This is a genomic window from Zobellia sp. OII3 (genome assembly GCF_002211465.1).
GTDB lineage: Bacteria > Bacteroidota > Bacteroidia > Flavobacteriales > Flavobacteriaceae > Zobellia > Zobellia galactanivorans.
Genome location: NZ_MWRZ01000004.1, coordinates 1 through 13255 on the forward strand (window position 1 = coordinate 1; position 13255 = coordinate 13255).

Consider the following 13255-nt stretch of genomic DNA (forward strand, 5'->3'; position numbering starts at 1 on the left):
GGGCCAGCCTCGACCACCGCGACCTTGAGGCCCGCATCGGCCAATTGCTTGGTGGCCATACCGCCACCCGCTCCCGAACCAACGATGATAACATCATAGAGTTCGGGCGATTCTTTAATCTGCATAGGTTCTTTGCTTTTGTTAGTAGTTCGATTCGATTGAGATTCGAAAAATAACAATAGTTTGCGCCTGTCTGTAGTAGAGTTCCCAAAAGCCTATGCAAATTCAAGAATTTTATAGGTTTTACATCGAAAATGGAATCATTTTAACCGCGAGGTCTGAATTATATTATAAAGAACCTGGTTCCGATGACAGGGATGGGGTCGGACTTGTTTAAATATTTACTTTCGCCCTGTTCCCTTCCCAGCCTTTATCGAACAACAGCATGAGCTCTTTTACCAGCTCAGGACGGTCTTTGGCGATGTTTACGGTTTCCGCTGGGTCGTTATTGTGGTCGTAGAGTTCTATGAACACAGGTTCTGCTTCTTTATCGGTATAATCTTTCCATACGATAAAACGGTAGTTTTTGGTGCGCATGGAATATCCCATTAAGCGATTTTCGAACAGATCGCGGTCCCATTTTTCACCTTGTTGCGTTTTAATACGGCCTTCGACTTCTTCTATTAATGGCCCAAAGGAAGTTTCACGCATTCCTTTTGAAAGCGGATTGGCGGCCCATTCCCTTAGTGCAGGTGTCGGAAACTGCGAAAAAACAGCGGTCTTCCATTCTTGCTCGGGGTTGGAAAGCAAAGGAACAAAACTTTGGCCTTCCAAAGTATTGGGTTTTGAAATGTCGGCAAGGTCACATAGGGTCGGATACATATCTACCAATTCTACAAGGGCATCCGTAGCTTTTCCTCGGTTTTCTTTTGCCATGTCGGGGGTCCAGATGATCAATGGAACCCTAGTGGCAATTTCATAATTCGTTGCCTTCCCCCAAATGCCCATATCCCCTAAATGCCATCCGTGGTCACTCCATAAAATAATGATGGTGTTGTCCCTTATTCCCGCTTCGTCGAGGGCACTGAGCATACGGCCGATTTGGGCATCGACATAACTCACACAGGCCAAATAGGCATGCTTTAACTTTATGGCTTGCTCGGGGGAGATATCCCCTTTTTTAGGAATTCCGGCCCTGGCCCTTAATTCAAAGGAAGCATGGAGCCCCATGGTGGCTCCGTCTTTTGGGGCTTGGTCGTGTTCCGCAAGTTTAATGTCAGACTCATCGTACATATCCCAGTATTTCTTAGGGGCGATCCAATCGAGGTGGGGTTTTTTCATGCCCATACCCAAGAAGAACGGTTTTTCCGGGTTTTTCTCAAGCATATCTTTCATAGTGGCAATGGCCAGGTCTGTGTTGAATCCATCTTCATAGGCATTGTCGGGAAAGTCGGCAAATTCGTAAGAGGGACCTTTCCCTAGACCGTTCCTCAAGGCATTTTTTCCGTACTTGGCCACCATGGCCTCGCTGTTTTCCTTCTGCATTTTGATATTCTCGGGCAATTTAAACCCGAATTTGACTTCGCTCTTGTTCAATTCAACCGGCTGTCTGCTCCAAGAAAGTTCTGGATCGTTGTATTTTCCGTGATAGATCTTTCCGGTGTATACGGTCTCGTAACCGTTGGCCTTAAAATGCTGGGGCAGGGTGGCGATATCAGGGTTTTTATCCCTGAAATAGGTGAAATTTTCAATGACCTGAATGGTTTCGGGGCGGGCACCGGTCATTAAGCTGGCCCTCGAAGGGCTACAGATCGCCTGTTGACAATAGGCATTGTTAAATCGAAGGCCATCCTTGGCCAAGGCGTCGATATTGGGCGTCAGGGCGATGTCGGAACCGTAGGCGCCAAGTTCGGGCCTTAGGTCATCAATGGCCAGAAAAAGAATATTCGGTTTTTTTGCTTGCGCTTCCTTTGCGGGCGTGGTATTGTTTTTACAGTTTGTTAACAGCCCTAGAAAGATTAGGGCAACGATGCGAATGTTCATTTTTCTCGGGTTTTATGGAACCAATTAAAGTTATGCATTAATAAGAATATTAACCATAGCCTGTAGTTTTGTATCGACTACAAATTAACCTTAAAATTAACCCCCTGTATTTATGTATTTTATCAAGGGCTGGCACTATCTTAACCTTAAGTTGTTTTTTGTAGAACGAATGTTGGGAGAGGCACTACTACTCATGGGGTTTAGAGAGGTTGGGGGCACCGAATTTGAAGCAGGGCATATTGACAATAACAGAAATTTATTTAACCTTCCTTAGAATTGTTTTATATTCAGCTCATGCTTAGAGTACCCCATATTTTTTATCTTTTTTTGGCCTTGTTATTATTGGGTACTGTCCCCTTTGTACATGCACAGGAAAATGTATCTGATTTTGAAATTACCCATTTTCAACTACCGATAGAGACCGCTGCCCAAGATATACTTGAGGATCGCTATGGTTTTATTTGGATAGCCTCTACTAATGGTCTGTGGCGTTTTGATGGGGGGAATTTTAAAAACTACAGTAAAAACGAGCACGAACAGACAAGTATCACCGATAACCATATCTCGTGTTTGTATGAAGATAGCCAAGGAATCTTATGGGTAGGGACCTATGGTGGCGGCCTTCTTAAATATGATCGGGAATACGATCATTTTCAACGTTTCATTCATGACGAAGATGACCCTGGAAGTCTAAGTTTTAATGAGGTCAGGGTCATTTATGAAACTGCCGACAACACCTTCTATATCGGTACCGATGGTGGTGGTTTGAACTTGATGAACCGCGAAACGGGAACTTTTAAACGATACCAATACAATGCAGAAGATCCCGAAAGTATAAGTCATAATAACGTGCTCGATATACAGGGGAGTCCTGATGGCCGTCTTTTTATCGGTACATGGATCGGACTCAATTTGTTTCATCCGGATACAGGGAAATTTACACGCCTTATAAAAGAAATACCAGGCGGTTCCCACTCTTTTCCCGTATTGGGCTTTTATAACGACCTCATTGTTTCCAGCGGCAAGCTGTTTAAAGTGGACAAAAAGAACCAGCTTCATAAATTGGATTTGCCACAAGACCGGGTAAGTGCCATACAACCGGACAATGGAAAGAATTGCTGGATAGCGCACCGAGATCAAATAGCTATCGTAGATGCCGATTTCAAAACCAAAAAGGTAATTGGGCTAAACAAGCGCTTCAATGAAGGGTCGTTCTATATAAGACAAATATTTCATAACCCGGCCAAGGAAGATTCTTGGGTATTGGACGGTGCGGGCCATTTTTTTCACATTAAAAAATCGCCGGTAATATTCAAGTCTTTTTTAGAATCGGGCAGGAACGCCAAAATCCTAAAGACTAAAAATAACTATTGGGTATATAGAAACGGAAAGATCAATATCTACAGTAAGAAAGACCACGTTCTGAGCAAAACCCTCGAAGGGTTTACTTACAGGACTTTTATGAGTTCGTATGACAAGGAAATTATATGGGTGGCCGATAACGATCATATTTATAGATATACCGAAGAAGGGGAAGCTTTACGAAAAACCACAAGAAAACCCGCCGAGCTTTTCGGGCTTTTGGAAACGAGTAGCGGACCGGTTTGGACGGGAGAGGTCTTAGGAGCCCGCATTTACGATCCCGCAACGGAGAAAACCGTGTATTTCGACTGTGACCCCAACGATCCCAATGGTATAGGGTATTTTCATCGGGCAAATGAACTTTTTGAAGATTACAAAGGCCAGATTTGGATCGGCACCAATGGCGATGGCGTAAAACGCTATGTGCCCGAGAAGAACCAATTTGTACACTATAGGCATGAAATTGGCAATACCGCTACGGTAAACAACAATTTTATAAATGTGATTTTTGAGGATGCGGACCGTACCCTTTGGGTGGGGACAAATTCCGGACTTTGTAGTTATGATCTGCAAAAAGATTTATTTATACAGTATGATAATAGCCTTCTAAAGGATAGGATCATTAACAGCATTGAACAAGATCGGAAGGGGAATTTGTGGTTGGGTACCAGAAACGGACTTATAAAACTAGATGCAAAGAACAATGTGGTTCGTATTTTGAATGAACAAGACGGACTCATTTCGCAGAAAATCAATATTTCAAGCTCCGTTACCGATGATGGCCATATGGTGTTTTCTACAAATGCGGGCCTAATGACCTTCAATCCTGAAAAGGTTGTACCTAGTACCAAAACCCCTTCGGTCTATATTTCTAAATTATGGGTGAACAATGAGTTGGTTTCGCCCAATAGTCCGTACATAAAAAAGAGTATAGAGGTAGAAGACCACTTACAACTCTCATATAAAGACCAAAAAATAGAACTCAGCTTTCAGGCCATACAGTACGAAAATGCCCAGCGTTGTCAATACGCTTATAAATTAGAGGGGTTTGATTCTGATTGGACCATGGCCAATGGCACTCGGGCGACCTATACGAACCTACCTTCGGGCCACTATACCTTTCTTTTAAAGGCGACCAATGAAGATGGAATTTGGACGGACAAGATCAAAAGCTTGGATATCGTAGTCACCCCTCCCTTTTGGGAACGCCTATGGGTGCAGATTTTAGGGGCCGTTTTGCTCTTATTGATAGGGATATGGGGCTTTAGGTTTTTCTTGTTGCGGGAACGGACAAGAAATATGTTCGAAATTGAAAAGGAAAGGGTATATCAATTCGAGGAACTGGCCCAGATGAAGCTTCGTTTTTTTACCAATATCTCCCATGAACTGCGAACGCCATTGACCTTGATAACCTCGCCCTTGGACAAGTATATCCGTAAAGGGATCAAACCGGATACCCGGGTCTTGCAAATGATGTATAGAAACAGCAATCGTTTGTTGGAACTGGTAAATCAAATTCTTGATTTTCGTAAACTGGAAGGAAATCAGCAATTGAGAATCAAGCCCCATGACGAACTATTGGTCTGTACAAACATGTATACCGCCTATGAATATTGGGCAAAAGAGAAAAATATCGATTTTAACTGCGAGGCTTCCGAAACCGATTATACCCTTTATTTTGACGAAGATGTCATTGAAAAAATAGTAAGCAATCTCGTTTCCAATGCCTTTAAGTTTACGCCTAAAAACGGTGAGATTAATTTAAGGACCTCCTATGCCGACCTTGAGACCGATGACGACGATAAAGTGGTAAGCGGAAAATTGGAAATTGAGGTTCTAGACAATGGGGCCGGTATCCCAGAAAAATACCAAGAAAAGGTATTTGAACGCTTCTATCAGTTGGACGAAAATCCGAATAAAGGCTATAGTAGTGGAATAGGACTTTCCCTTATCTCAGAATTGGTAAAGCTCCATCAAGGAAGGATCAAATTGAAGAGCGAAGAGGGAAAAGGATCGCATTTTACGATTACCGTGCCTATTGGTTATAAAGATTATGAGGTAAACATAGAGGAAGCTCCCGTTGTTTCGACGGAAACAGCCTCAGGTGAGACGGTAGTGCTCCTGATCGAGGACAATGAGGATATTCGTAATTATTTGACCGCCGAACTGTCCGACGATTACGTAATTCTTCAGGCGGACAATGGAAAGGACGGTTTTCAATTGGCCTTGGAACATATCCCCGACATTGTGATCAGTGATATCATGATGCCCTTGTTCGATGGCATTCAAGTAGCAAACCAGTTAAAGGCGAATGAACTGACCGCCCATATTCCATTGATGTTTTTGACCGCTAAAACAGGATTGGAAAATAAGTTAAAAGGATTGGAAACCGGGGCCGAAGATTATATAGAAAAGCCCTTTAACGTTTCCGAAATTAAAATGAAAATCCAAAACCGGATCGAGAGCAGGCAACGCCTTGTCAAAAAATATCAAAAGGAAGACCTGATCGTAGAACCCACCTCTCAGGTAGACCAATATTTGATACGGGTGAACAAGGTTATTGACGCCCATCTCGAAAACGCCGATTTTTCCATTGACTTTTTGTGTGATGAATTGGCCATCGGACGTTCACAGCTGTATAGAAAGATCCAGGCGCTTACCGGTAAGACCATTATTGAGTATATCAATACCTACAAACTTTCAAAAGCGATGCCTATGTTACAGAAAGGGCAGCTGAGTATAAAGGAGATTGCGTTCAGGGTAGGGTATAACGATAATCGGTATTTCAGTCGCATTTTTAAAAAAGAGTTCGGTCATCCTCCATCGCATTATGTGCCCGATAAATAGATTAAGTGTATGTATTACACAAAAAAATGCACCCTTTTGCACAATTAGTCTACATTGAAAAATAGGTAGTTAGGTATTTTTGAGAAGCGCTTATTACGCTGCAACTTAAAAATAACCGAATGAAAAACTCCAGACGAAATTTTATCAAACAGTCGGCTTTTGCCGGTGCCGCGCTTTCTGTTCCTACATATAGTTTTGGGATAATAAATAAGCCCAAGTTATCTGATCAGATTATTGGTCATGGCGATTTTAAGTATCGCGTACATAAAGAGTGGGGAAACCTGAACCCGGCAAGCACCCCGGTAAAAAACTGTCATGAAATGGTGATGGATTCCAAGGGCAGGCTCATTATGGTTACCGATGAGATCAAGAACAATGTTATTGTATATGACAAATCGGGCAAGCTATTAAAGACTTGGACACATAACCTGAAATCGGCCCACGGACTGACCTTGTCGAAGGAAGGGGAAGTAGATATGCTTTTTATAACCGATAACGATGGTGCCATTCTCAAAACTACGGTAGAGGGAAGGGTTCTTATGGAGTTGCCTAATCCACACGACATAGGGGTTTATGAAAAAGATCAAAAGTATCGCCCTACCGAAACAACGGTAGCTCCCAATGGGGATATTTATGTAGCGGACGGCTACGGTTCCGATTTTATTTTACAGTACTCCAAAGACGGTGAATTTATACGGAAGTTTGGCGGACGGGGCATAGAGGACCATTTGTTCAGCACGGTCCATGGGGTAACGATTGATGATAGGGATCCTAACAACATTACATTGTTGTGTACCTCTAGAAAACACAATTCATTCAAACGCTACAGCCTTGATGGCAAGTACCTATCTTCTCTTTTTCTTCCAGGGGCATTTGTCTGCAGACCGGTCATAGATGGTGAGAACCTATATTCAGGGGTGTGTTGGTCTCGGTTAAAGTATTTGGAGCAAACCCCTGATTCTGGTTTTGTTACCATTTTGGACAAGAACGACAAGGTTGTATCCAATCCAGGAGGTACGGCCCCGGTCTACAAGAAAGGAAAGTTACAATTAATGGTACAAGATGTGCCCCTTTTCAATCACTGTCATGATGTTTGTATAGACGATGATAAGAACATATACGTCTGCCAGTGGAACGCCAATAAAACCTATCCTATAAAACTAGAAAGGGTATAACTTATGAAAAAATTCGTTCTTCAACTTATCATTTTAGGGCTACTTCTGGTTTCTTGTAAGGAAGAGGGGCAATATGCTTCCATTCCGCAGCAAAAAGTTCCTAACAGGGTAGATTATAATTTTGATGTTCGGCCCATACTGTCGGACAAGTGTTTTAATTGCCATGGTCCCGATGCCAATAAAAGGTCGGCAGACTTACGGTTAGATACCCCTGAAGGCGCCTACAAAGCACTGAAAGACTCCGATAAGGAGTTTGCCATTGTACCGAAGAATGTAGAAAAATCGATGGTCTACCAACGGATTACGGCCAAAGATAGTTCCGACCTCATGCCTCCCTTAGATTCTAACCTAAAGCTGACGGAGTATGAAATAAAGGTGTTGAAGAAGTGGATAGAACAAGGTGCGGTGTACGAGCCACATTGGGCCTTTATTCCCGTGAAAAAACCGGAGATACCAGAAGTTCCCTCTGATTGGGTGAGCAATGAAATCGACCATTTTATATGGGGAAAACTTGAAGAGGTAGGTCTTGAACCCAATGAAATTGCCGATAAGGAACGCTTATTGAAAAGGGTTTCTTTAGATATTACGGGCTTACCGCCTTCGCCGGAAATGCGCGAAAAGTTCATTCGGAATGACGCGCCCGATGCTTACGAACAAATTGTGGACGAGTTATTGGGCAGTGTGCATTATGGCGAGAAAATGGCAAGCCACTGGTTAGACGTGGCCCGTTACGCCGATTCCCACGGCTTTCAGAACGACCAGTTGCGAACCATGTGGCCCTGGAGAGATTGGGTAATTCACGCCTTTAACGAAAATTACAGCTACGAAAAGTTTGTAACCTACCAATTGGCGGGAGACCTGATGCCGAAGAAAAATATGGAGACCATTTTGGCAACGGGCTTTAATCGTAACCATAAAATAAACCAAGAGGCCGGTATTATAGAGGAAGAGTTCAGGATCGAGAACGTAACCGATAGAACCAATACCTTCGGTAAGGCCTTTTTGGGGCTGACCTTGGAGTGTGCCAAGTGTCACGATCATAAGTACGACCCAATTTCACAGAAAGATTACTTCAATACTTTTGCCTTTTTCGACAAGGTGGTACATCGATCTAGACCTATGGGGGAAGTATTGGCAGAGCCCCCCTTGATTACTATTACCGATGAGGTAATCGATAAGGAACTTCCGTTTATAAATAAAAAAGAACCGGAGGATATCGATGTCATGGTTATCGAAGAGAAACCCGACATTAGAACGACCCATGTATTGAACCGAGGGGTCTATGATGATAAGGGGGAGATTGTTGAGCCAGCTACCCCCGAAGCCGTCATGAAGTTTGATACCCTGGTCTACGAACGTAATCGCCTAGGACTTACCAAATGGCTTTTTGATGACAGGAACCCCCTAACGAGTAGGGTTTTTGTCAACAGGGTATGGCAGGAAATTTTTGGTGAAGGTATCGTGAGGTCTTCCGGCGATTTTGGAATGCAAGGCGATTTGCCTACGCACATTGGCCTGTTGAACTGGCTTTCCGCGGATTTTATGGAAAACGGATGGGATATGAAACGTTTGGTGAAACAGATAGTCATGTCTTCCACTTACAAGCAGTCTTCCGTGGTCAGTAACGAAAAGTTGGCTATAGACCCCGATAACCGTTACCTGTCGCGTATGTCTCGCTTGCGTTTTAATGCAGAGATGATACGGGACCACGCCTTGGCGACGAGCGGATTGTTGAACACCGAGATAGGTGGGCGTAGCGTAAAGGTCTATCAGCCCGACGGTATTTGGGAAGCGGCAAGTTCAGGGCGCGGCATTTTGGCCAATTATGTTCAGGACCATGGCGAAGACCTGTATCGACGCGGTATTTACGTTTTTATAAAACGAACCACCCTCCCTCCGGTACAATTGACCTTTGATGCGGCCACACGTGATCAGTGCGAGGTAAAAAGGCAATCAACCATGACACCGCTTCAAGCGCTTATCGCCCTGAACGATCCGACGATCTTGGAGGCATCCCGGGTATTGTCGGAAAGATTGATCCAGGAAGAAAGCACCTTCGATGAAAAAATAGAAGCCGCCTTTGTCCGCATTTTATGCCGAAGCATTAAACCCCAAGAAAAGGAAATGCTGGTCGCTTATTACCATGACCAAGAAAAGGCATTTGCAAACGATAGGCAGAAAGCAAAGGATTTTATTGAAGTAGGCGAGTACTCTATTTTAGAAGATAGGGACGAGGTTAAAGTGGCGGCACTTATGCAGATCATTCACACGATTTACAATCTAGAAGAAACAATAGTAAAAGGATAAAGGTCAATCAAGAGATATGGATAAAGAAGTTGTTGAGCATTATTTGAATACGAACCGAAGACATTTTTTAGGAAAAATGGCCATGGGAATGGGCGGTGTGGCCTTAGGGTCGCTTTTAATGCCCGATCTGTTGTCAGGCAAGAAAGCCGCCGAAGAACAGCTGCCTTTAGGCTTAAAGCACTTTGCGGCAAAAGCCAAACGGATCATTCTATTGGTACAAAATGGGGCACCTTCCCAATTGGAAAGCTTTGACTATAAACCTAAGTTGAACGATATGTTCGGGCAAGAGCTTCCCCCTTCCATTCGGGGAAACCAAAAATTAACGGGTATGACCGCAGGTCAAGAATCTTTTCCTCTGGTAGGGTCTAAATTCGGCTTTAAGCAGTATGGCGAATCCGGAACTTGGGTGAGCGAGCTCTTTCCGAATATTGCCAAGATAACCGATGATATTTGCATGATCAAAAGCATGCATACCGATGCGATCAACCATGACCCGGCATTGACTTTTATGCAGACCGGCGCCCAAGTGGGGAATAGGCCCAGTATCGGATCTTGGTTCAGCTACGGACTGGGAAGCGAGAACCAAAACTTACCGGCCTATTGTGTGTTGCTCTCAAAGGGAAAAGGTAATGGCCAAGGTGTATACTCGAAATTATGGTCGAACGGATTTTTAGATAGCTCCCATCAAGGGGTGCAATTGAGCGCCAGTGAAGACCCGATTCTTTATCTGAACGACCCCAAGGGAATGGATAGGGAAACACGTCGTAAGATGTTAGACCACTTGGCCTCCATGAATCAACTGGGCTATGACGAGTTTGGTGATCCTGAAATTCCTGCAAAAATAAAACAGTACGAAATGGCCTTTAGAATGCAAACGGCCGTTCCCGAAATAACGGACGTATCTAAAGAACCGGATCATATCAAAAAACTGTACGGTCCTGACTGTATGGTGCCGGGGACGTACGCGGCCAATTGCCTACTGGCAAGAAAACTGTCGGAATCGGGCGTGCGTTTTGTACAATTGTACCATCAGGGCTGGGATCAGCACAATAACCTAGTAGGTGAAATCAAAGGCCAGGCCAAAGATGTAGATATGGCATCGGCGGCCTTGATTACCGATTTAAAGCAAAGAGGACTGTTAGACGAAACCTTGGTGATATGGAGTGGTGAATTTGGTAGAACGAACTATTGCCAAGGTAAACTAACTAAAGATAATTACGGAAGGGACCATCACCCACGCTGTTTCAGTATCTTTTTAGCTGGGGGTGGGGTAAAGGCAGGTCTGTCTTACGGAAAGACCGACGAACTGGGCTATAACATTGTGGAAAGTCCGGTACACATTCACGACTTACACGCTACTATAATGCATTTAATGGGCTTAGACCATGAAAAACTGACATATAAACATCTAGGCAGAAGGTTTAGGTTGACCGATGTACACGGTCATGTGGTAAAAGATATTATAGCTTAGATCTATGAAAAAAGCCATTCCGTTTTTTTTGAACGTGCTGTTCTTTCTGCACGTATTGTTGGCATTTTTAGTGCTTTTTGAAGGTCATTTGAAGATTCCTTTTTGGGTGCAGCCCTTGGGGCGAATGCATCCCTTGATCCTGCATTTTCCGGTGGCCTTTATAGTGCTTTTGGTGGTTCTCAACCTCTTCAAAAAACAGCTCGACCCGGTTTCCTTTGAAAAGATAAACTACTCGCTCTTGTTGTTGACCTCGTTTACTACGGTACTGGCTACGCTTATGGGGCTCTTATTGTCCCTTGAGGGCTACGATTCGGAATTGCTGACGCTCCACAAGTGGGTGGGCATTGCCTTATGTTTTGTTATATACGCCTTGGTTTGGGTGTATTCTTACGGCAAGGTGTTTCGCGTATTGCTGTATACAGGCCTGTTAGGCGTGCTCGTAGGCGGGCATTTTGGGGCAGGGTTGACCCATGGGACCAATTTTTTAATGGAACCGATCACAGCGGCACAAGAGGAAGTCGTAGACGAGAATACGCCCATATATACGGCCTATATCGCCCCGGTCTTAAAAGCGAAATGCACCAGTTGCCATAATCCTCAAAAACATAAGGGCGATCTAGACCTGACCACCATAGAGGCCATAACCAAGGGAGGCGAAAATGGGGAAGTCTGGCTGGCTCATAATGCGGAAGAGAGCCTTTTGTTGAAGCGGGCGGCCCTGCCTTTGGAAGACGAAGAGCACATGCCACCCGAAGGAAAACCACAATTGACCAAAGAAGAAATTATATTGATCGGTACTTGGATCGAACACGGTGCGGATGATAAGGTTACCTATGCCCAACTACAAGAAAGCGATACCTTAAAGCAGTTGGTTACCGACAAATGGTTGAAATCATTTGAAGAAAAACAATATACCTTCAACTTTGTTGGGGCCGAAGCCATTAAAGAACTCAACAACCCCTATAGAACCGTGGTTCAAAAATCGCCAACTTCACCGGCGGTAGAAGTTGCCATTTTCGGGCGTAGTGCTTTTCAAGACGAATACTTGAACGAACTTGATAAAATCAAGGAGCAGGTCATTTACCTCAGTTTGGCCAACCTTCCGATAACGAACGAGCATATGAAGTCTGTGGGAAAACTGCAGAACCTTGAGCACTTGGTCCTTAATTTTACCGATATCGACAGTGAGGGCATCGGGGCCTTGCAGGGGTGTACCCAGTTGGAAAGCTTGTCCTTATCGGGTACGGGTATAAATGCATCGGTACTCGAACATTTACAAAAGTTGAAAGGCCTGAAGGAAGTATTTGTATGGAACACCCAGCTCAATGCCGATGATATAGAACAGTTGAGAACGAAACTGCCCCATGTGATTATTAATGAAGGTTATGTGCCCGACCCGGAAGAAGAATTGCGGTTGACCCCACCAACCTTGGTCAATGAGGGAAATATTATTAGTTCGGGCGATTTGATTTCCTTGGGACATAAGATGAACGGGGTAAGCATTAAGTATACCTTGGATGGATCTCGACCCGATTCTACCTCGGTAGCTTTTGAAAAGGCCTTTCCATTGGATCTGAAAGGAAAAAGACGGCAAACCGTTAAAGCCTATGCCTACAAGGAAGGCTGGTTGCCCAGTAACCCGGTTTCCTATATTTTTTATGATCGAGGCCTGGTGCCCAATGCGATAGAGCTCGTTTATCCGGGGATCTTGAGCTCGTATACGGGCGAGGCCGAAAAAATATTGACCGATGCCGTTCGAAGCAACGAAAAAGTAGGCTTTTCAAAATTCTGGGCTTCCTTCAACAAAAAACCGCTGGAGGCCATCGTTGATTTTAGCGTATCGGCCCCGAAAATAAAAGAGGTGGTCTTAAGTTGTGGCTTGCACTATAAGCAAAAAAAATCGCCCATTGAGTTTATAGCGGTTTGGGCTTCCGATGACAAGGAAAATTGGCAATTGATAAAGAAGGAAAGCTTTGCGAATGAAAGTAATCTTGACCGGCTTAAGGAAATATCGATCCAGCTTCCAAAGCAATCATATAAATATCTGAAAATAGTGGCCCAACCCAAAAAGGACGACACCTTGAGGGTGAACCAACTCTTTTTCTTTTGA

At 44.0% G+C, this 13255-nt stretch carries 7 protein-coding genes; 5 read left to right on the plus strand and 2 right to left on the minus strand.

Translation table 11 applies throughout. The annotated features are described in order from the left end of the window. The coding region (locus tag B4Q04_RS22465) for an FAD-binding protein (protein WP_123772372.1) at nt 1-125 on the minus strand (125 nt) is incomplete at its 3' end. A 208-nt stretch (nt 126-333) separates the two neighbouring features. Next, nucleotides 334-1983 (minus strand): sulfatase, encoded by a 1650-nt coding sequence (locus B4Q04_RS12620; RefSeq protein ID WP_013991567.1) that lies wholly within the window; start codon nt 1981-1983, stop codon nt 334-336. Nucleotides 1984-2277: 294 nt separating this feature from the next. Between B4Q04_RS12620 and B4Q04_RS12625 the strand changes: the two genes are divergently transcribed. The 5 genes from B4Q04_RS12625 to B4Q04_RS12645 all read left to right on the plus strand — a co-directional run bounded on the left by B4Q04_RS12625 (nt 2278) and on the right by B4Q04_RS12645 (nt 13255). After that, nucleotides 2278-6192, plus strand: a complete 3915-nt coding sequence (locus B4Q04_RS12625) for a hybrid sensor histidine kinase/response regulator transcription factor (protein ID WP_088697025.1) — start codon at nt 2278-2280, stop codon at nt 6190-6192. A 119-nt stretch (nt 6193-6311) separates the two neighbouring features. Next, nucleotides 6312-7367, plus strand: coding sequence for a 6-bladed beta-propeller (locus B4Q04_RS12630; protein WP_088697026.1), 1056 nt, complete (start codon nt 6312-6314; stop codon nt 7365-7367). A gap of 3 nt (nt 7368-7370) precedes the next feature. After that, nucleotides 7371-9674 (plus strand): PSD1 and planctomycete cytochrome C domain-containing protein, encoded by a 2304-nt coding sequence (locus tag B4Q04_RS12635; protein ID WP_088697027.1) that lies wholly within the window; start codon nt 7371-7373, stop codon nt 9672-9674. A gap of 16 nt (nt 9675-9690) precedes the next feature. Continuing rightward, entirely contained in the window at nt 9691-11145 is a 1455-nt protein-coding gene (locus B4Q04_RS12640) for a DUF1501 domain-containing protein (RefSeq protein ID WP_013991562.1), read from the plus strand. 4 nt (nt 11146-11149) lie between these two features. Next, the gene (locus B4Q04_RS12645) at nt 11150-13255 is read left to right on the plus strand and encodes a c-type cytochrome domain-containing protein (RefSeq protein WP_088697028.1); all 2106 of its coding nucleotides are present in this window, start codon (nt 11150-11152) and stop codon (nt 13253-13255) included.

What these genes read in the sequence shown, in the direction of transcription:
- B4Q04_RS12625 (WP_088697025.1), top strand. Translation starts at nt 2,278, where the DNA reads ATGCTTAGAGTACCCCATATTTTTTATCTTTTTTTGGCCTTGTTATTA.
- B4Q04_RS12640 (WP_013991562.1), top strand. Translation starts at nt 9,691, where the DNA reads ATGGATAAAGAAGTTGTTGAGCATTATTTGAATACGAACCGAAGACAT.
- B4Q04_RS12630 (WP_088697026.1), top strand. Translation starts at nt 6,312, where the DNA reads ATGAAAAACTCCAGACGAAATTTTATCAAACAGTCGGCTTTTGCCGGT.
- B4Q04_RS12635 (WP_088697027.1), top strand. Translation starts at nt 7,371, where the DNA reads ATGAAAAAATTCGTTCTTCAACTTATCATTTTAGGGCTACTTCTGGTT.
- B4Q04_RS12620 (WP_013991567.1), bottom strand. Translation starts at nt 1,983, where the DNA reads ATGAACATTCGCATCGTTGCCCTAATCTTTCTAGGGCTGTTAACAAAC.
- B4Q04_RS12645 (WP_088697028.1), top strand. Translation starts at nt 11,150, where the DNA reads ATGAAAAAAGCCATTCCGTTTTTTTTGAACGTGCTGTTCTTTCTGCAC.